The following is a 17,960-nucleotide window of genomic DNA, read 5'->3' on the forward strand; positions in this document are numbered from 1 at the left end:
CAAAACCATTGAGAACAACGCGGATCAATCTGGCTCAGGGGCGCGAGCTCGAGTCAGGTTGGCGAGGGCTCTGGCTTTTCCTTCTGGCGTCCGCGGCCCGGTGCTTCGCCTACCGTGCCATTTACACCGACGCTTACCGGGCTCACTCAGGGCCTGGCATGGCTGCCCGTCCCGATGGCGTCGAGCGCCACAGGGCATGCGCGCAGGGACGGGCGCGGTTGACGCTGCTGGCGGCAGCAGTCTGCTTCCGACTGCTGCATGAGCGTCGAAGTCGTTCGCGGGTGCGCGCGCCTGCGATGGGTGAGGTAACTCCGGACCGCCGCCAGAGTCATTCGCGCGTGCGCGTATGTGTCGGAAAACTCCGGCACCGGCACTCGGAGTCATGGGCTCTGATTCTTTTTGATTGTTTATTCCGGCGAGTCGCGCCCACTCGCAGACGATGGCGTCGAGCACGGCGCTATTGGTCGCGTTGACGCCGCCCGGATGCTCTCGCGCCCTCCTGGCCTCAATGGCGGCCTGCGCCGCTGGGCTTGCGTAGTAGTCGATGCGCCGGCACGTTGACTTGTAGGACGCCCGGTTGTAGGCAGCCCGCACCTTATTGCGCTCCGCGTGCGCTAGCTGTCGCTCGATTACGTCAGGCTGCCAGCCCATCTCATTGAGGCGGGTCGAGGCCATCGCGCGGAAGCCGTGCCCGGTCATGGTCTCGCCGTCGAAGCCCAGCCGGCGCAGCGCCGCGTTAACCGTGTTCTCGCTCATGGGACGGTCGGGCGTCCGCAGCGACGGAAAGCAATAGCGCCCGCGTCCGGTCAGCGGTTGCAGCTCGCGCAGGATGGCCACGGCTTGGTCAGCGAGCGGGACCACGTGCGCCTCGCGCATCTTCATTTTGCCGGCCGGGATGCGCCACTCGGCCGCGTCCAAGTCCAGCTCGGTCCATTCCATCGCCCTCAGGTTGCCGGGGCGGACGAACAGCAACGGCGCGAGTTTGAGCGCGGCAGCCGTGGTCGGCTGGCCTTGGTAGGCGTGGAGCGCCCGCAGCAGGTTGGCCACGGCGGTCGGCTCAGTCACGGCCGCATGCGAGCGAGAGACGATGGGGGCCAGCGCACCGCGCAGGGAGGCCGTCGGGTCGATCTGGGCACGTCCGGTGGCGACCGCATAGCGGAACACTTGCCGATGCGCTGCTTAACCCTGTGGGCGGTTTCCAGCGTGCCGGCGGCCTCCAGCGGGCGCAGAGCCATGAGCACGTCAGGTGGCCCGATCTGGGCGATAGGCAGGGCATGCAGGCCCGGCACAAGGCCAAGCATCCATTGGGCTTTCGCATAGGTGACGGGCGCAAGGCTGGCGGCCTGCTTGGCGAGCCACTCGTCTGCAATGGCTTTGAAGCTGTCCGCCCCTGAGACGCGAGCAGCCGTCTTACGGGCACGCTTCACCGCTGCGGGGTCCTGGCCCTCCCGTAGCGCCGCGCGCGCCTCCTCGCGCCGCTTGCGGGCCTCTGCCAGCGTCACTTCGGGATACACGCCGAAGGCCACGCGCGAGTCTCGCCCCCCGTGGCGGTATCGCATGCGCCAGTAGCGCGCGCCGGTCGGCATGACTTCCAAGTAGAGGCCCGCGCCGTCCGTGAGCTTGTATGGCTTGGCGCGCGGCTTCGCGTTGCGGGCGGCCGTGTCGGTCAGTGGCATGGGGCCATATCTCCGAGCTGCGGGGCCACTTTGCCCCGATGGCCCCGATCGTGGCCCCACATTTGCCGGGATGCAATGAGACTTTGGCGGACGTTAGGCAACAAAAAACCCGCGAATCTACGCGGGTTTTGGGGGTGTTCGCGCTCTACGGGATGCCGTGAGAAGCAGCCGTGGTGCCGGAGGTGGGACTCGAACCCACACGCTTTTAAGGGCGGCGGATTTTGAGTCCGCTGCGTCTACCGATTCCGCCACTCCGGCAGCGGGCGCGCAGTATACCCGTGCGCGGACCGGAGCGGCGCAGCCGGCCGTGCGAGCTACAGCGTCAGCGGACCGCGTCGACGCCCAGGGCCCGGTCGACGCGAGTGAACCACTCGCCGGACTGCGGCACGAACATCGCGCAGGCGTGCATCGCTGCCTGGTAAATGTGCAACGACACCGCGACGTCGTTGGGGCTCGTGTTGCGAATCGTGTGGTACTCGTGCGGCGGGATCAGGCTGCCCGCGCTGCCGAGGCAGGCCTGCATGCCGCCTGCGGAGCGGAAGCGGAATCGATCACCGTCGCGCTCGCACAGTTCGTACTGCCGGATCTCGAGCTCGCCGTCCCATACGCCCTCGACACACCACAGGCCGCAGTGATCGTGCACCGGAGTGCCCTGACCGGGCGCCCAGGTCATCGCGACGACGCTGTAGCCGAGCTCGACGCTGCGATAGATCTCCCGACGCGCGTAGCGCTCTTCGATGGGCGCGTAGACGCATTCGGGCAGCTGCACGTCGGGGTCGCGGATCGCGCGGCACAGCGTGTCGCGAAGGGCCGCGGTGACGGCGTGCTCGTCCCCGCGACCGACGGCTTCGTCGAGTGCGCGGATGAACTTCTCCCGGCCTGGAAAGTCGACCTCGGGGCAGGGCGGGGCATATGCCGAATCGGTTATATCCATATAGCCATTGTAGCGGCGCTCAGAGCGCCGCGAGGAAGGCGCCGACGGCGGGTCCGAACCGCGCGATATCGACAAGGAATGCGTCGTGCCCCTGAGGTGACTCGAGCGGAATGAATTGTGCGTTCGCGCCTCCGTCGCCGAGGCCCTCCGCGATTTCCTGTTGCTGCTGCAGCGGAAAGAGGATGTCGGTGTGCACGCCGATCGCCAGCGCGCGCTCAATCCGGATGCGGGAGAGGCCGCCGCGGGCACCGAGCCCCGCCTCGCCGAGGTCGAACCAGTCCATCGAGCGGCTGAGGTACAGATAGCAGTTCGGATCGAAGCGGCGGACGAATCGTCGCGCGTGTGCTTCGAGATAGCTCTCGACCTCGAATTCCAGCCCGAACGGATCGCCGCCGACGCGGTCGGACTCAAGGCGCACGCGGCCGAAACGGCCGTCCCACTCGAGCGCAGAGCGGTAGGTGATCACGCCGAGCTTGCGGGCCATGCGCATGCCGGATTCGGGGTAGCTTGCGTCGTCGTAGTTGCCGCCGTTCCACTTGGGATCGAGCCGGATCGCCTCGCGCTGAAGCGAACGGATCGCGATCGAGAACGGCAGCGCGCACGCGGCGCCGGAAATGTTCACGTGCGCGCGCGCGATGCCTGGATAGCGCAGCAGGAATGCCAGCGACACCATGCCGCCCATCGAATTGCCGATCACGCAGGCGAGCGTGCCGATGCCGAGCGCACGCACCGCATGTGCGGCGCTGTCGGCGCAATCCTCGATCGAAAGCTCGGGGAAGCCGAGGCGATAGAGCTCACCGGTCGACGCGTTGATCGACGCGGGCCCCGTGGAGCCCTTGCAGCTGCCGAGCGAGTTCACGCAGATCACGAACCACCGGTTCGTATCGATCGGCTTGCCCGGGCCGACCATCGGCTCCCACCAGCCGGCATCCCCGTTGCCTTCGTTCGAAGCCGCGTGCGCGTCCGGCGACAGGCCGGTGAGAATCAGGACGGCGTTGTCGCGCTCAGGCGACAGCTCGCCCCAGGTTTCGTAGGCGACACGCGCGCCGTCGAGCGTGCCGCCGCGCTTCATCGCGAATGCGTCGGGCAGCGGGATGAAGCGCGTGCCGGGCGGAATGAATTCGGTCATGCGGATGCAGGCTCCATAACGCGGCGCCGCTTGCGCAGGCGCGGCGGGCGGGCATTGTCGCTGCATGAACGCGCTTGCGCACGGGCGGAGGACGCCGCGTGCGGAGCGGAGCGCGCGGACCTAACGCCTCGTGTCCACGCGGAGCGCGTCGAAGCGCCCGTCGACAGGTGCGCCGGCGCACCGCCTGCGTGATCGTTCGACGCCCTATCCAGGACTGACGTCAGCTCGTACGAGCGCCCGCTGCTAAGGCGCTGCATTCGCGCCGCCCGAAAACGTCATGCCGCGCAGGCGCGATGTCGAAACTCCACGCGCCGTCGAGGCCGGGCGCGCTCAAGGCACCTTGCGATCGATCGTTGTCTCGACCCGTGCGCCCGCCGCGTTGTCGATCGCGACGGGCGCCGATGCGAGATCACCGGGTTGCGCCGACGCCTGGCCGCTGAGCGACACGCGCGCGAGCACTTCAACGCGCGGAAGCTGCGACAGACGGGCCGTCGGCATCGGGCTGTCGCCGTCGTCGAGCTGCACGGTCAGCGGGAACGATGCGGCCTCGACGCGTTCCACCGCGACAGGCATGACGGTGCCGGGTGCACGCGCGATGACGAACACCGTGGCGTTGGCGGGGAGCGACGCTGCGAGCGCCGGTGCGAGCGCGACCTGCACCTCAAGGCCACCGGCAGGCGCCGGGTCGGCCGGGGACAGTGGATCGAGTCCCGCTGCAGCGCGCGCGGCGTCGATCTGCGGGCGCAACGTCGCAGCAGTGGACGGATCGACGACCGCGAGCAGGGGCTCCCAGGTGCGTGCAGCGTCGGCCGCCTGGCCCGCCTGCCGCTGCGAGATACCCAGGAACCAACGCGCCCGCTGGTGCGCCGGCTGCAGCTGCAACGCGCGGCGCAGCATGGCGACGGCAGCGTCGTCGAACAGCCGCTGTGGATGAGCGCGGGCGCGGGTCTCCGCGGCCTCCGTGAGCACCTCGGCATCGGGCGCTCGTTCGATCGCCTCTGCGTATGCTGCGAGCGCTTCGCGGCTGCGGCCCTCGTTCGCCAGCGCACGCGCGAGAACGCGCCAGCCTTCCGGTTGGTCCGGGTTGCGCTCGAGTTCCAGCTGCAGCTGCGCAATCGCGTCCGACATCGTGGCCGGTGCGACGCGTTGTGCGGGATCGAGCGCGGCCGGGGTGCCGATCGCGAAATAGAGCAGCGCGGTCGTGCAGGCCAGCATCAGCGTGACAGCAAGGCCCGGCGCAATGCGTGGCCGCCACAGCGGGCGCGTGACGAACGCGAGAGTTGCCAACACAAGCAGAGCAGAGGCGAGCGCAAATGCCGTCATCACCACTCCTGGTCCGTGTCGGCGGCTATATCGGTGCGCGGCGCGCGTCGGCGCACGAGGCCGACGACCACGAGCGCGCCGCCGATCAGCAGCACGGCCGGCCCGAACCACAGCAGCCATGTGGCCGCGCCGACGCGGGGGCGATACAGCACGAACTCGCCGTATCGCTGCACGAGGTAATCGCGGATTTCCGAATCGCTTCGGTCGGCGCGGATGAGCTCGAGCACCTCGCGGCGCAGGTCGACGGCGATCTGGGCATTGGAGTCGGCGAGCGACTGGTTCTGGCACATGACGCAGCGCAGCTCGGCGACGAGCGAGTGGAAGCGCCGGGCTTCGAGTTCGGACTGGAACTGCAGCGGCGCGGGGTCGGTCACGGGCTGGGCGAACACGAGGGTCGGCAGCAGCGCGCACAGCACAGAGAAAAAGACTGCGCAGGCGAAGGTTCGCGCGCGGAGCCGCGCCTCACCGACGATCCCCATGGCCGACCGCGCGGCCATCATCGGCGTTCCAGCGCCGCAAGCTGCGGCATCAGTTCGTCACGCACCGTCGCTTCGGTCATTGGGCCCACATGCTTCCAGCGGACGATGCCGTCGCCGTCGACGAGGAACGTCTCGGGCGCGCCATAGATGCCCCAGTCGATCGCCGACTGCCCTTCCTGATCGGCGAGCACGAGCCAGTACGGGTTGCCGAATTGTTCCAGCCAACGCAGCGCGTCGGCGGGCTCGTCCTTCCAGTTGTAGCCGATTACGCGGAGCTTGCGCGTTTCGGCGAAGCGCGTGAGCACGGGGTGCTCGTCGCGGCAGGCCGGGCACCAGCTACCCCAGACGTTGAGCAGGTACGGCTCGCCGCGCAAGGTGGCGTTCGATACCGTCCGCCCCGGCTCGTGGAGCACCGGCAGCGCGAACGCGGGCGCCGGCTTGCCGACGAGTGGGGAGGGCAGCGCGTCGCGGTTCGGGTTGCGGCTCAGCCATACGCCGGCCGCGAGCAGCGCGGCGAGCAGGCCGAACACGACGAGCGGCAGCCAGCGCGATCGGGTCATCGGTCGGTGTCTCCTGCGGGGCCGCGGGCGGGCGAGGGCGGCGACTGCGATCCGGAGCGCGTTGCGCGATCGGCTGCCGGGCGTCCCGCGACCGCGTCGGCTGTCGCATCGCGCGCGGTTCCCTCGCGCGTCGTCGGTTCGCGACGGAAACGGCGGTCGAACGCGGCGACGAGCCCGCCGAGCGTCATCAGCAACGCGCCGATCCAGACCCAGCGCACGAACGGCTTGACGTGCGCACGCACCGCCCACGCCCCGTCACCCAGCGGCTCGCCGAGCGCGACGTACAGATCGCCCGTCACTCCACGGTCGATCGCCGCTTCGGTCATGACCTGCCCGCCGCTCGCGTAAGCGCGCTTTTCGGGATACATGGTGCCGGCGGGGCGACCGTCCTCGAACAGCGTGACGGTGCCGCGGTCGGCGGTGTAGTTCGGCCCCGGCACGCGTGTCACGCCCTCGAAGCGCAGCGTGCGACCAGCAATCTCGATGCTCTCGCCTGGGCGCACCGCGAGCTCGCGCTGCACGTTGAGGCCTTCGACCAGCAGTGCACCGACCAGGAAGATGGCGACGCCGAAGTGCGCAAGCGCCATGCCCAGCATCTCGGCGGTCAGGCGGCCGTTCGCGCGCACACGCGACCACACGAAGCGCAGCGTGCCGCCGGCCACCCAGACGGCAGCGGCGATGCCTGCCGCCACCTTCCACGGCCCCTGCGGCGCGAGGAAGAACGCGAGCACGCCCGCGCCGAGCGCCAGCACGAACCACGGCGCCAGCATCGCAAGCGGCTTCGACGGCTGCTCGCGTTGCCACCGGGTGAGCGGACCGAACGGCAGCAGCAGCACGAGCGGCGCCATCAGCAGCATGAACATCAGCGCGAAGTACGGCGGGCCGACCGAGATCTTGCCGAGGTCGAGCGCATCCGCGAGCAGCGGATACAAGGTGCCGAGCAGCACCATCGCACATGCGGTCGACAGCAGCAGGTTGTTCGCGAGCAGCAGCGTCTCGCGCGAGCTTGCGGCGAAGTGGCTGCGCGGATCCGCCATCTCATCGTCATCGGACGGCGCGCGCAGCGCGTACAGCAGAAGCGAGCCGCCGACCACGATGCCGAGGAAGATGAGCACGAACAGACCGCGCGACGGATCCGCCGCGAACGCGTGCACGCTCGTGAGCACGCCCGACCGCACGAGGAAGGTGCCGAGCAGCGAGAGCGAGAACGTCGCGATCGCGAGCAGCAGCGTCCAGCCGCGGAAACTGCCGCGCTTTTCTGTCACCGCCTGCGAGTGCAGCAGTGCCGCCCCGACGAGCCACGGCATGAAGCTCGCGTTTTCGACCGGGTCCCAGAACCACCAGCCGCCCCAGCCAAGCTCGTAGTACGCCCACCACGACCCGAGTGCGATGCCGAACGTCAGGAACGCCCAAGCGACGTTCGTCCACGGCCGCGTCCAGCGCAGCCAGCGTGCGTCGATGCGACCGTCGAGCAGCGCCGCGATCGCAAACGCGAACGGCACCGAGAAGCCCACGTAGCCGAGGTACAGCATCGGCGGGTGGATGATCATCCCCGGGTCCTGCAGCAGGGGATTGAGGTCGCGCCCTTCGGCGGCAGCTGGGAGCAGCCGCTCGAACGGGTTGCTCGTGAAGATCAGGAACGCGAGGAACCCCACGCTCACGATGCCCATGACGCCGAGCACCCGGGCGATCACCGTCGCGGGCAACCGCTGCGAGAACCGCGCAACAGCGCCGGTCCACAGCGCGAGGATCAGGGCCCACAGCAGCAACGAACCCTCGTGCGCGCCCCAGACCGCCGTGTAGCGGTAGACGACAGGCAGCAGTGAGTTGCTGTTGTCGGCCACGTAGCGCAGCGAGAAATCCTGCGAAACGAAGCCCCAGGTCAGGATCACGAACGCAAGCGCGACGAGGCCGAGCTGGGCATACGCCGCCGGCCGCGCGATGGCCATCCACGGGGCGATGCCGCGCTGGGCGCCGATGAGAGGCAACGCAGACTGCAGCGCAGCAATCAGCAGCGCGAGGGCGAGGGCAACCTGGCCAAGTTCGGGCAGCACGGGCGGTTATCCGGCGCGACGCGGTGTGCGGCGCGTGTTCGGCGAACGCGGCGCCGGCGCGGGAATCGGCGCTCCGAGCGAAGCGATCGGACCTCCGCAGCCGCACGGGACCGCGGGCAGGCGCGCGGCGTCCACCGGCGCGGCGGGCGCCGGCCGGTTCGTGCGGGCGCGCGTCACGGCGCCGCCGGCGATGTCGGCTGCGCCGAAGCGCCGCCGGCAGCGGGCGCCTGCACGTCGTGTTTCTTGTGCGCGATTCCCATCTTGTCGGCGACTTCCTTCGGCATGTAGGTCTCGTCGTGCTTGGCGAGCACTTCTTCCGCGACGAAGCGCCCGTCGACGACGCGGCCGGTCGCGATCACCGCCTGCTTCTCGCGGAACAGGTCCGGCAGGATGCCCGTGTAGCTCACCGGCATGCGGGCATCGCCGTCGGTGACTTCGAAGCGCGCCTCGAGCGAGCCCGGCGTCCGCTTGAACGAATCAGCGGCGACCATGCCCCCGAGACGGAAACGCGCGTGCTCGCCGGCGTCGCCGCGCAGCACCTCGCTCGGCGTGTAGAGGTAGGCGACGTTGCGCTGCAGGGCCATGGCCACGAGCGAGGCGGCCAGGCTGGCAGCCGCGACAAGCGCGACGATCCACATCAGGCGGCGGCGGCGGACGGGGTTCATCGACTCAGTTCTCCGGAAACAGGGCGCGGGGCCTCGCGTGCGGCGCGGCGGCGCGCGGCGCGAAGTTCGCGGTGGATCTGCAGGCGCGCGGCGACGAAGTCCCAGCCGAGCACGATGACGAACACGGCGTACGCCGCGACGACGTAATCCTGATAGCTCATGCGCGTCCCCCATGCGCCAGCTCCGCGACCCAACGCTTGCCGGACTCGCGGCGAAGGTTGTCGGCACGCGCACGTGCGAGCAACGTGCCGACGAACCAGAGCTTCGTGCCGACCACCACCCACACCAGCGGCGCGACCATGCTCTCGTCCATCGACGACGAGCCGAACAGGCGGATCGTCTGACCTTGGTGCAGCGAGTTCCACCACACCACCGAGTACCGGATGATCGGCAGCAGCACTACACCGACGATCGCGAGCAGGCCAGCCGCGCGTGCGGCGGCGCGGCGGTCGTCGATCGCGTGATACAGGCCGCTCACGCCGAGGTACAGGAACAGCAGGATCAGCTCCGTGGTCAGGCGCGGGTCCCAGTCCCACCACGTGCCCCACATCGGCTTGCCCCAGATCGAGCCGGTCGCGAGCGTGATCAGCGTGAAGCCCGCGCCGATCGGCGCGCAGGCCATCGCGAGGATCTCGCAGAGCTTGATCCGCCAGACGAGCGCGACCGCAGAGTAGAACGCCATCAGCCCGAACACGAACAGGCTCATCCAGGCCGACGGCACGTGGATGTAGAGGATGCGGAAGCTGTCGCCCTGCTGGTAATCCGCCGGCACCTGGAACAGGGCGCCGTACAGCCCGATCGCGATGACGAGCACGCCGAGGCCGTAGCCCCACGGGGCCCAGCGCGCGGCGAAGCGGTCGAAGGTCGGCGGCGAGCCGAGTTGATGGAACCAAAGCAGGATCGGATTCATGTGTCGGTCTGGCCCGCCTCACGGCGCAGGCCCCGGGCAGGGCTATTGTCGCGCGCCGACAGTCGGCCGCGGTTTGATCGGGCGCAAGAAACGGCGTCCGGTTCAGGTCAATGCAATTCGGATGGCAGCAGCAGCGGCGAGTGGGGCGAGCACCACGGCGAGTACGAGTCCCGCGCCGAGCAGCAGCAGTGCGCCGCCCGGATCCAATCCCTGGGCTGCCGCCGCCACGCTGCCCGCGCCGAACACCAGGACCGGCACGTACAGCGGCAGCGCAAGCAGGGCGACGAGAATACCAGAGCGCCTCATGCCGACGGTCAGTGCGGCGACGACCGCGCCGAGCAGGCTCAACAGAGGCGTCCCCAGTGCGAGCGACGCCAGCAGCACCGGCAGCTGATCGCGCGGCAGGTGAAGCAGCTCGCCTAGCGCCGGGGTGGCGACGAGCAGCGGCAGGGCCGTGGTGGCCCAGTGCATGAACGTTCTCACCGCGACGAGCCAAGCCAGTGGCACGGGCGCGAGCATCCACTGCTCGAGCGAGCCGTCCTCTGCGTCGCCGCGGAACAGCGTGTCGAGGGCCAGCAGGCCCGCGAGCAGCACGGCCACCCAGAGCACCGCCGGGGCGACGGACGCGAGCCGCGCCTTCTCGCCGCCGAGCGCGAGCGCGAACAAGACCACGACGAGCAGCGCGAACAGCGCGGGCTGCAGTGCGTCGCCCCGCCGGCGCCACAGCAGGCGGAGGTCGCGCGTCATCAGCGCGCGCGCGGCGCCGGTCAGGCTGGGCAGGGCAGAGGCGGCATTCATGCGGCTTTTTCCAGCACGAGCATCCGCGTGCGCACCGGGGGCGCCGCATACGCGCCGTGCGTGGTCACGAGCGCCGCACCGCCGCTGCGAAGATGCGCCTGCACCATGCGGTTCACGAGTTCGATGCCTTCGAGATCGAGGTTCGCGTATGGCTCGTCGAGGAGCCACAGCGGCGCCGGAGAGAGCCACAGCCGCGCGAGCGACAGGCGCTTTTTCTGGCCCGCCGAGAGCTGGCGGGCGAGGGCGTCTTCGTAGCCGGCAAGACCGACGATCGCGAGCGCGGCCTCGGCGCTCTGGGCGCGGCGTCGACCTTGGAGGCCGGTCAGGAAGTCGAGGTTCTCCAGCGCGCCCAGATCAGCCTTGAGACCCGGTAGATGGCTGAGATAGGCGATCGCCCGCGAGCGGTCGGCCGCACGCGCGCGCCGTCCGTCGATATCAATCTCGCCGGCATCCGCGCGCAGCAGCCCTGCCAGAACACGTAGCAACGTGGTCTTACCCGCGCCGTTCCCGCCTTGCACGAGCAGGGCTTCTCCCGCGTCGACACTGAAGTCGAGCGGACCGAACACCGGTTCATCGTTGCGCAGGAAACGCAGGCCGCGTGCTTGCAGCAGCGGCGGAGCAGAGTGTGAAGTGTCCATCGGCGCGACGCGGGCGGCCGGCGCGGCCGCGGGCCGTCATTCTACCCAGTCGACCCAGCGCAGCCCCGCCGTGCTTGCCGGACGCGGCACCACCATCCGCAGGTGCACGGGCTCGCCGTGCATCCAGCTCAGGGTCCCGGCCTGCCCGAACTCGCGCGCCAGCGCGTCGAGCGTTTCCAGCGACAGCCCGTGCGCGAGCCAGCCCGGCTCGTACCAGCCGCCGTCCGACGCCTCGGCCCATGCGCCAACCCGCGCAACGCCGGCCTCGTCGAGGCGCGCGCGCAGCGCCTCGTCGGCGCGGTCGTTCGCCTTACGCGATTGCGGTTGCGACGCCGGGTTCCAGGCGGTGAGAAACGCATACCGCTCGCTCGGCCAGGCGCGTTCGAGTTCGACCGCGGGCACGCCCACGTGCAATGCGATCGGTTGGCCCTGCACGGTCGCGCCGTAGCGGGCGGCCGCGTACGTGCGGGCGAGTTCGAGGGTGTCGACGATGGCGTGCATGACGGCAGTGTCCCGAGCCGCCGCGTTGTGTGCAACCGCTTCGCGCCCGCTCTCGCGTTCGCGTCTTAAACTCGACGCCCTGCCCATGACCGGACGCGCGATGACGCCCACGCCCGACACCAAGCTGCCGAAAGTCGGCACCACGATCTTCACCGTGATGTCCCAGCTCGCGATCGAGCACGGCGCCGTCAACCTGGGACAGGGATTTCCCGATTTCGACGTGCCTGCGCGGCTCGTCGACGCGCTCGCCCGCGCAATGCGCGAAGGCCGCAATCAGTACTCGCCGATGACGGGAGTGCCGGCGCTTCGCCAGGCGATCGCCGAAAAGACCGAGCGTTGCTACGGCTGGCGGCCGGACGCGGAGTCGGAGATCACGGTCACGTCGGGCGCGAGCGAAGCGATCTTCGATGCCGTCCACGCCGTGGTGCGGCCCGGCGACGAAGTCATCGTGCTCGACCCCTGTTACGACTGCTATGAGCCGGCGATCGAACTGGCCGGTGGCGTTGCGGTGCACGTGCCGCTCGATCCGCGTACGTTCGCGCCCGACTGGGACGCCGTCCGCCGCGCGATCACGCCGCGCACGCGCATGCTCATGACGAACACGCCGCACAACCCGTCCGGCGCGATGCTCGACGAGAGCGACGTGCGTGCACTGATCGACCTGCTCGAAGGCACGGATATCTACCTGTTGTCCGATGAGGTCTATGAGCACATCGTGTTCGACGGACGGCGCCACGAATCGGCGCTGCGCTACGCCGAACTTCGCGAGCGTGCGTTCGTTGTGTCGAGCTTCGGCAAGACGTATCACTGCACGGGCTGGAAGGTGGGCTACTGCATCGCGCCGCCGGCGCTGAGCGCCGAGTTCCGCAAGGTCCATCAATACAACACGTTCTGCACGTTCACCCCGGCCCAGTTCGCGTTCGCCGAGATGATCGAAGCCGAGCCCGAGCACTACGAACAACTCGGCGCGTTTTACGAAACCAAGCGGGATCGCTTCCGCGAACAGCTGTTGACGACCAAGCTCCAGCCGCTGCCGGTGCCCGGCGGCTACTTCCAGCTCGTCGACTACTCGGCCGTCAGCGACCTCGATGACGCGGCGTTCTGCCGCTGGCTTACGACCGAAAAGGGCGTCGTCGCGATCCCGCTGTCGCCGTTCTACGGCACGCCGCCAGTCGGCCAACGCCTGGCGCGGCTGTGCTTCGCAAAGAACGAGGCAACGCTCGACGCGGCAATCGAACGCCTCCGCATGCTCTAACGGCGGAACGCGAGTCTTCAGACATCCACCAAGCCACGCCAGCGCCCACGCCGGGCCGACAGGACCGACCATGCAGAACCTGCGCATCTCCCTCGTCCAGGGCAACACCCGCTGGCACGACCCGGCCGGCAATCGCGAGTACTACGGCGATCTCATTGCACCGCTGCACGACATCACCGATCTCGTCATCCTGCCGGAGACGTTCACGAGCGGCTTCTCGAACGACGCGATCGAGCATGCCGAGACGATGGACGGGCCTACGGTGGCCTGGATGCGGGAGCAGGCCGCGAAACTCGGCGCTGCGTTGACGGGCAGCGTGCAGCTGCGCGTCGACGGCAAGGTCTTCAATCGCCTTCTGTTCGTGACCCCGGATGGCGAGCTGCAGACCTACGACAAGCGCCACCTCTTCCGCTACGCGAACGAGCACGAGCGGTACGCGGCTGGGCGCGATCGGCTGACCGTGGAGTGGAAAGGGTGGCGCATCTGCCCGCTGGTCTGTTACGACCTGCGTTTCCCGGTGTTTTCGCGCAACCGCTTCAATGTCGAACGCGAGAACGCGCTGGATTACGACCTGCTCATCTACGTCGCAAACTGGCCGTCGGTGCGCAATTACCCGTGGAAGACGCTGCTGCGCGCGCGCGCGATCGAGAACCTCTCGTACGTGGCCGGCGTCAATCGCGTCGCCACCGACGGCAATGGCCATTCCTATGCGGGCGAGAGTGCGGTCATCGATTACGCAGGGCAGGCGATCAGCGAGTGCGGTGAGCACGAGGTCGTGACGACGACAACGCTGCTGGCCGCCGAGCTCAAGGCGTTCCGCGATCGCTTCCCCGCGATGCTGGACGCGGACCGCTTCACGCTCGAGTGAGCGCAGCGCCGCTGCGATGGCGCGACCGTCACCGCGCTGCACCTACGCTGCGGCCCGCCTTTGCTCAGGAGCGCCGCATGCCAATGACCCGCGATTACGCCGCTACGGAACCCGCGCGCGAGGAGGTCGACGCGCTCGACGGGCCGACGCTGCTCGAATTCGGCGCCTCGTGGTGCGGGCACTGCATCGCGGCGCAGCCGCTGCTCGAGCGCACGTTGGGTCTGCATCCACAGGTTCGGCACATCAAGATCGAGGACGGACGCGGGCGCCCGCTCGGGCGTTCGTACCGGGTGAAGCTGTGGCCGACGCTGGTGTTCCTGCGCGACGGGGAAGAAGTTGCGCGCCTCGTTCGGCCGACGGACTCCGGCGCCATTGCCGAAGCGCTCGGCCAGATCGACCCGCAAACCTGACGCAGCCGACGCGGCTCAAACACAAAGGGCGCCTTTCGGCGCCCTTTGCTCGGTGCGCTCACCTGTACTCAGGCGCCGCCGCGCGGACCGCGCCCGCCGCCAGGGCGACCGCCACCGCGAGGGCCGCCCGGTCGCGGGCCGCCGCCGCCCGGCTTGCCACCTGCAGGCTTGCCACCGCCGGGCTTCCCACCCGCGGGCCGTCCGGCAGGACGCGCGCCGCGAGGCTTGTCGCCGTACGGATTGAAACCGGGGTTCGCGTGGTCTGACGGAAAGCTCGGCGCGCCGCCGGGCTGGCCGTACGGTTTGCGCGGACCGCCGCCACCGCCGCCGCCCGGGCCGCGGCGTTCGCCGCCCGGTCCGCCGCGACGCTCGCCACCAAAGCCGCCGGGGCCGCCCGGACCGCCGCCCTCACGACGCGGTCCACGGTTCTGCGCACCGGCGGGCTTGGCGCCGTAGGGTTTGCGTGCGCGTGCGCCGTCTGGATTGCGATGACCGGTCGGACCGGTGTCGACGCCGTCCGGCACGTACCAGGTGCGGAACGCGGCGGGGTTGCCTTCCGGCAAGGCGCGCGGGTTCTTGTCGGCGCGTTGCTTGAACGGGCGCTGCGATTGCTTCGCCGCCATTTCGCCGGTCACCGTCAGGCCGCCCGGCTTGCGCGGACCGCCGCGACCGCGACCGCGGTCCTCGCGCACATTGTCGAAGCGGCGCAACTCGCGGCCTTCGTCGGCCGTGTTGTGGCCGCTCACGTAGCCCTGGCTGCGGGCGCGGCCGCTGAGGTCGATCGTCGCCTTCGTCGCCTTCCGCTGACCAATCACCGGCTGCAGCGTGAGCGCTGAAGGGGCGCCGTCCTCGAGGCCCAACTCACCGCGCAGCGCTTCCACGCGGTCGGTCGGCAGTTCCTGCGACTGGCCGCGCAGCAGTTCGCGCGGCAGGTCGACGCTGCCATAGCGAATGCGCTTGAGGCGGCTGACCTGGCAGCCCTGCGATTCCCACAGCCGGCGCACTTCGCGGTTGCGGCCTTCCTTCACCACGACGCGGAACCAGTCGTGCGAATCCGAACGGCCGATGCGCTCGATGTCATCGAACTTCGCCGGGCCGTCGTCGAGCGACACCCCGCGTCGCAGCCGGTCGACGATCGCGTCGGACACGTTGTCTTCGCCTTCGGGCGCACGCACGCGGCAGACGTACTCGCGTTCCACCTCGCGCGACGGGTGCATCAGCGCGTTCGCGAGCTCACCGTCGGTGCTGAGCAGCAGCAGGCCCGTGGTGTTGATATCGAGCCGCCCGATCGCGATCCAGCGCGCGCCCTTGAGCGCGGGCAGCGCCTCGAACACGGTCGGACGCCCTTCGGGGTCTTCGCGCGTGGTCACTTCGCCCTCGGGCTTGTTGTACATCAGCACGCGCGGCGCGTCGGTCAGTGCGCTCGCGACGAACTGGCGCCCGTCGAGATCGACGCGATCGCCGCTCTTGACGCTCACGCCGACCTGCGCGACCTCTCCGTTGACCTTGACGAGGCCGTCGGCGATGCGCTGCTCGAGCGCGCGGCGCGAACCGAGACCGGCCTGGGCGAGCACCTTGTGCAGGCGTTCCTCGAGGCGCGGAGCCTGGTTCGCAGTCGGATCGATGCGTTTGAGGGTGAGCTTGCGGCTCTTTTCTTCAGTCATGTTTATCAGACTCCGGCGCGCCGGTTTCGGCGGCCTGTGACTCGGGAACGGTCGTCGTCTCGACGGCGTTGTCTACGTGATCGTTCTCGTCCGCCGCGCGCTCGCCCGGCGCGGCATCGGGGGTTTCGGTGTTCGAAGGTGCTTCGTCCGCGTTTCCACGGGGGGCTTGCTGGGACGTCGGTGAATCGATGTTCGTGTCGGCAGAAGCCGCGTCCGTGTCGTCGATGCGCGCATCGTCGTTGGCCGCGGCGTCGGAGGCTGCGCCTGCGCCTGCGCCCGCGTCTGCGGACGCAGCGGAGTCGCGCGCGATGCCGCTGGTAGCGATCGGTGCGCCTTCGAACGGCAGCTGCGGTTCGAGATCGCCCAGGTCGCGCAACTCCGACAGCGGCGGGAGTTCGTCGAGCCGCTTGAGGCCGAAGTAGTCGAGGAAGACCTTGGTCGTGCCGAACAGCGCGGGCTTGCCGGGGACGTCGCGGTGCCCGACCACGCGGATCCACTCGCGTTCCTCGAGCGCCTTGATGATGTTGCTGCTCACCGCGACGCCGCGCACCTGCTCGATCTCGCCGCGCGTGATCGGCTGGCGGTACGCGATGAGCGCGAGGGTTTCGAGCGTGGCGCGCGTGTACCGCGTCTGCCGCTCGGTCCACAGCCGCGCGACCCAGGCGTGGACGTCGGCCTTGACTTGAAAGCGGAAGCCCGAGGCGACCTCCACCAACTCGACACCCCGGTCGGCGCAGTCCTCGCGCAGCGCTTCGAGCGCATGTTCGACACTGCCGTTGGGCGGCGGCTCGTCCTCGGGAAACAGCGCCTGGAGCTGCGCCAGTGTAAGGGGCTCGTTCGAAGCGAGCAGCGCGGCTTCGACAATGCGCCTGATCAGGCCGGCGTCCAATGGATCAGACATCCAGAAGGTCCAAGGCTGGGCCCCGCGCGCAGCGTGGGCGTGAGTGGCCTGCGTGAGCCGGCATCAGCGCGTCATGCGGCGTCATTGGCCGGCTCCGCGTCGAATTCGCTCGACAGCTCGATCTCGCCTGCGTCCTGCATCGTCGCGAGGGACTTAACGTAGATCGGTGCGAGCGGATCGTCTTGCACGATTTCGATGAGCTGCTCCTTGGCCAGCGTGAGCAGCCCAAGGAACGTGACGACAACGCCGAGCCTGCCTTCTTCCGCCGTGAACAGCGTTTCGAAGCGGTGGAACGCGCCGTCGCGCATGCGCTCGAGCAGTTCGCCCATGCGCTGGCGAACGCTCAGCGCGTCGCGCCGGATCGCGTGCTGCGTGAAAAGTTCGGCACGCTTGAGCACGTCACGCAGCGCCAGGAGCATTTCGGTGAGCTCGACCGGGGGCGGCAGGCGGACTGCAGCGCGGTCGGGCACGTGGGCCGCGGCGATGGCCGTGTCGCGGTCCTGCCGCGGCAGTGAGTCGATGTCTTCGGCGGCTTTCTTGAAGCGCTCGTATTCCTGCAGCCTGCGGACGAGCTCCGCCCGCGGATCGTCTTCTTCGCTTTCCTCGCTCGCGGCGCGCGGCAGGAGCATGCGCGATTTGATCTCGGCGAGCATGGCAGCCATCACGAGGTAGTCGGCCGCCAGTTCAAACCGCATCTCGTGCATCGCCTGGATGTAATCGACGTACTGGCGCGTGATGTCGGCAACGGGAATGTCCAGGATGTCGAGGTTCTGTCGACGGATGAGGTAGAGCAGCAGGTCGAGCGGACCTTCGAACGCCTCGAGGATGACTTCGAGCGCATCCGGCGGGATGTACAGGTCCTGCGGGATCTGCAGAACCGGTTGGCCATGCACCATCGCCAGCGGCATCTCGTGCTGCTGCGGGTGCGCGGACCCGTTGGACGGGCCTGTGGGCTCGGACGCCTGCGGCGCCAGATCGTCGGTCATTCGGAGGCGACCCCTCCGGGCCGTCGAATCAAAACCATGCGGGTGCGACCGCCAGGGGCGGCCGTCGCCGTCGAAGACGGCGGGGTGCTGCGGACTGCAAGATCGCTGCTCGAGCCCGGACGGGTGCGTCGCGCGGCGACGGGCCGGGCGGAGCGGGTCTGGGGCGGGCCGTGGGTGCAGCGAGCCGGGTGGGCGGACGGGACCGCGGC

Annotated in this window: 20 protein-coding genes and 1 tRNA gene; 3 read left to right on the forward strand and 18 right to left on the reverse strand. The window is 69.3% G+C overall.

What is annotated here, in order from left to right; all coding sequences use genetic code 11:
• Positions 1-24: 24 nt before the first annotated feature.
• From IE075_RS15535 to IE075_RS02395, 15 genes are all read right to left on the reverse strand, one after another.
• Positions 25-1,047: a site-specific integrase gene (locus tag IE075_RS15535; protein ID WP_229792268.1), complete on the reverse strand. Its 1,023-nt coding sequence runs from the start codon at positions 1,045-1,047 to the stop codon at positions 25-27.
• Positions 1,048-1,061: 14 nt separating this feature from the next.
• Positions 1,062-1,676 carry a tyrosine-type recombinase/integrase gene (locus tag IE075_RS15540; protein WP_229792269.1) on the reverse strand — a complete coding sequence of 205 codons (615 nt, stop codon included), beginning with the start codon at positions 1,674-1,676 and terminating at the stop codon, positions 1,062-1,064.
• Between the two features lie 171 nt (positions 1,677-1,847).
• Positions 1,848-1,934, reverse strand: a tRNA-Leu gene (locus IE075_RS02335).
• 64 nt (positions 1,935-1,998) lie between these two features.
• Positions 1,999-2,610: a cysteine dioxygenase family protein gene (locus IE075_RS02340; RefSeq protein WP_189452902.1), complete on the reverse strand. Its 612-nt coding sequence runs from the start codon at positions 2,608-2,610 to the stop codon at positions 1,999-2,001.
• Between the two features lie 19 nt (positions 2,611-2,629).
• Entirely contained in the window at positions 2,630-3,739 is a 1,110-nt protein-coding gene (gene metX / locus IE075_RS02345; protein WP_189452903.1) for a homoserine O-acetyltransferase MetX, read from the reverse strand.
• Positions 3,740-4,069: 330 nt separating this feature from the next.
• Positions 4,070-5,062, reverse strand: coding sequence for a tetratricopeptide repeat protein (locus IE075_RS02350; protein ID WP_229792270.1), 993 nt, complete (start codon positions 5,060-5,062; stop codon positions 4,070-4,072).
• A complete protein-coding gene (locus IE075_RS02355) occupies positions 5,062-5,541 on the reverse strand; it encodes a cytochrome c-type biogenesis protein (protein WP_189452907.1) in 480 nt (159 codons plus the stop codon). Before IE075_RS02355 ends, IE075_RS02350 begins: the two co-directional genes overlap by 1 nt.
• Positions 5,542-5,558: 17 nt before the next feature.
• Positions 5,559-6,101, reverse strand: coding sequence for a DsbE family thiol:disulfide interchange protein (locus IE075_RS02360; protein ID WP_189452909.1), 543 nt, complete (start codon positions 6,099-6,101; stop codon positions 5,559-5,561).
• Positions 6,098-8,155, reverse strand: coding sequence for a heme lyase CcmF/NrfE family subunit (locus IE075_RS02365; RefSeq protein ID WP_189452911.1), 2,058 nt, complete (start codon positions 8,153-8,155; stop codon positions 6,098-6,100). Before IE075_RS02365 ends, IE075_RS02360 begins: the two co-directional genes overlap by 4 nt.
• A gap of 173 nt (positions 8,156-8,328) precedes the next feature.
• Positions 8,329-8,820: a cytochrome c maturation protein CcmE gene (gene ccmE, locus IE075_RS02370; RefSeq protein WP_189452913.1), complete on the reverse strand. Its 492-nt coding sequence runs from the start codon at positions 8,818-8,820 to the stop codon at positions 8,329-8,331.
• Positions 8,817-8,981, reverse strand: a complete 165-nt coding sequence (gene ccmD / locus IE075_RS02375; protein WP_189452915.1) for a heme exporter protein CcmD — start codon at positions 8,979-8,981, stop codon at positions 8,817-8,819. Before ccmD ends, ccmE begins: the two co-directional genes overlap by 4 nt.
• The gene (gene ccmC / locus IE075_RS02380; protein WP_189452919.1) at positions 8,978-9,730 is read right to left on the reverse strand and encodes a heme ABC transporter permease CcmC; all 753 of its coding nucleotides are present in this window, start codon (positions 9,728-9,730) and stop codon (positions 8,978-8,980) included. The genes ccmD and ccmC overlap by 4 nt, the downstream gene beginning before the upstream one ends.
• Positions 9,731-9,832: 102 nt before the next feature.
• Positions 9,833-10,528, reverse strand: coding sequence for a heme exporter protein CcmB (gene ccmB / locus IE075_RS02385; RefSeq protein WP_189452921.1), 696 nt, complete (start codon positions 10,526-10,528; stop codon positions 9,833-9,835).
• Positions 10,525-11,166, reverse strand: coding sequence for a heme ABC exporter ATP-binding protein CcmA (ccmA, locus tag IE075_RS02390; protein WP_189452923.1), 642 nt, complete (start codon positions 11,164-11,166; stop codon positions 10,525-10,527). Before ccmA ends, ccmB begins: the two co-directional genes overlap by 4 nt.
• A gap of 36 nt (positions 11,167-11,202) precedes the next feature.
• Positions 11,203-11,667: a DUF3293 domain-containing protein gene (locus tag IE075_RS02395; protein ID WP_189452925.1), complete on the reverse strand. Its 465-nt coding sequence runs from the start codon at positions 11,665-11,667 to the stop codon at positions 11,203-11,205.
• A gap of 85 nt (positions 11,668-11,752) precedes the next feature.
• Between IE075_RS02395 and IE075_RS02400 the strand changes: the two genes are divergently transcribed.
• The 3 genes from IE075_RS02400 to IE075_RS02410 all read left to right on the forward strand — a co-directional run bounded on the left by IE075_RS02400 (position 11,753) and on the right by IE075_RS02410 (position 14,200).
• Positions 11,753-12,922, forward strand: coding sequence for a pyridoxal phosphate-dependent aminotransferase (locus tag IE075_RS02400; RefSeq protein WP_308427804.1), 1,170 nt, complete (start codon positions 11,753-11,755; stop codon positions 12,920-12,922).
• Between the two features lie 70 nt (positions 12,923-12,992).
• Positions 12,993-13,790: an amidohydrolase gene (locus IE075_RS02405; RefSeq protein WP_189452927.1), complete on the forward strand. Its 798-nt coding sequence runs from the start codon at positions 12,993-12,995 to the stop codon at positions 13,788-13,790.
• A gap of 77 nt (positions 13,791-13,867) precedes the next feature.
• A complete protein-coding gene (locus IE075_RS02410; protein ID WP_189452929.1) occupies positions 13,868-14,200 on the forward strand; it encodes a thioredoxin family protein in 333 nt (110 codons plus the stop codon).
• A 68-nt stretch (positions 14,201-14,268) separates the two neighbouring features.
• Here IE075_RS02410 and IE075_RS02415 read toward each other — a convergent pair whose 3' ends face one another.
• From IE075_RS02415 to IE075_RS02425, 3 genes are all read right to left on the reverse strand, one after another.
• The gene (locus IE075_RS02415; RefSeq protein ID WP_189452931.1) at positions 14,269-15,864 is read right to left on the reverse strand and encodes a pseudouridine synthase; all 1,596 of its coding nucleotides are present in this window, start codon (positions 15,862-15,864) and stop codon (positions 14,269-14,271) included.
• Positions 15,857-16,753: an SMC-Scp complex subunit ScpB gene (gene scpB / locus IE075_RS02420; protein WP_189454743.1), complete on the reverse strand. Its 897-nt coding sequence runs from the start codon at positions 16,751-16,753 to the stop codon at positions 15,857-15,859. Before scpB ends, IE075_RS02415 begins: the two co-directional genes overlap by 8 nt.
• Before the next feature lie 83 nt (positions 16,754-16,836).
• The gene (locus IE075_RS02425; protein ID WP_189452933.1) at positions 16,837-17,751 is read right to left on the reverse strand and encodes a segregation and condensation protein A; all 915 of its coding nucleotides are present in this window, start codon (positions 17,749-17,751) and stop codon (positions 16,837-16,839) included.
• Positions 17,752-17,960: the final 209 nt, after the last annotated feature.

This window comes from Cognatilysobacter bugurensis (assembly GCF_014652095.1).
GTDB lineage: Bacteria > Pseudomonadota > Gammaproteobacteria > Xanthomonadales > Xanthomonadaceae > Cognatilysobacter > Cognatilysobacter bugurensis.

Bases quoted from the DNA above. Each gene is read 5' to 3' on its own strand.
- ccmD (WP_189452915.1), bottom strand. From the start codon at position 8,981: ATGAGCTATCAGGATTACGTCGTCGCGGCGTACGCCGTGTTCGTCATC.
- ccmA (WP_189452923.1), bottom strand. From the start codon at position 11,166: ATGGACACTTCACACTCTGCTCCGCCGCTGCTGCAAGCACGCGGCCTG.
- ccmE (WP_189452913.1), bottom strand. From the start codon at position 8,820: ATGAACCCCGTCCGCCGCCGCCGCCTGATGTGGATCGTCGCGCTTGTC.
- IE075_RS02400 (WP_308427804.1), top strand. From the start codon at position 11,753: ATGACCGGACGCGCGATGACGCCCACGCCCGACACCAAGCTGCCGAAA.
- IE075_RS02415 (WP_189452931.1), bottom strand. From the start codon at position 15,864: ATGACTGAAGAAAAGAGCCGCAAGCTCACCCTCAAACGCATCGATCCG.
- ccmC (WP_189452919.1), bottom strand. From the start codon at position 9,730: ATGAATCCGATCCTGCTTTGGTTCCATCAACTCGGCTCGCCGCCGACC.
- ccmB (WP_189452921.1), bottom strand. From the start codon at position 10,528: ATGAATGCCGCCTCTGCCCTGCCCAGCCTGACCGGCGCCGCGCGCGCG.
- IE075_RS02405 (WP_189452927.1), top strand. From the start codon at position 12,993: ATGCAGAACCTGCGCATCTCCCTCGTCCAGGGCAACACCCGCTGGCAC.
- IE075_RS02425 (WP_189452933.1), bottom strand. From the start codon at position 17,751: ATGACCGACGATCTGGCGCCGCAGGCGTCCGAGCCCACAGGCCCGTCC.
- IE075_RS02395 (WP_189452925.1), bottom strand. From the start codon at position 11,667: ATGCACGCCATCGTCGACACCCTCGAACTCGCCCGCACGTACGCGGCC.
- IE075_RS02340 (WP_189452902.1), bottom strand. From the start codon at position 2,610: ATGGATATAACCGATTCGGCATATGCCCCGCCCTGCCCCGAGGTCGAC.
- IE075_RS02410 (WP_189452929.1), top strand. From the start codon at position 13,868: ATGCCAATGACCCGCGATTACGCCGCTACGGAACCCGCGCGCGAGGAG.
- IE075_RS02350 (WP_229792270.1), bottom strand. From the start codon at position 5,062: ATGACGGCATTTGCGCTCGCCTCTGCTCTGCTTGTGTTGGCAACTCTC.
- IE075_RS15540 (WP_229792269.1), bottom strand. From the start codon at position 1,676: ATGCCACTGACCGACACGGCCGCCCGCAACGCGAAGCCGCGCGCCAAG.
- metX (WP_189452903.1), bottom strand. From the start codon at position 3,739: ATGACCGAATTCATTCCGCCCGGCACGCGCTTCATCCCGCTGCCCGAC.
- IE075_RS02360 (WP_189452909.1), bottom strand. From the start codon at position 6,101: ATGACCCGATCGCGCTGGCTGCCGCTCGTCGTGTTCGGCCTGCTCGCC.
- IE075_RS02355 (WP_189452907.1), bottom strand. From the start codon at position 5,541: ATGGGGATCGTCGGTGAGGCGCGGCTCCGCGCGCGAACCTTCGCCTGC.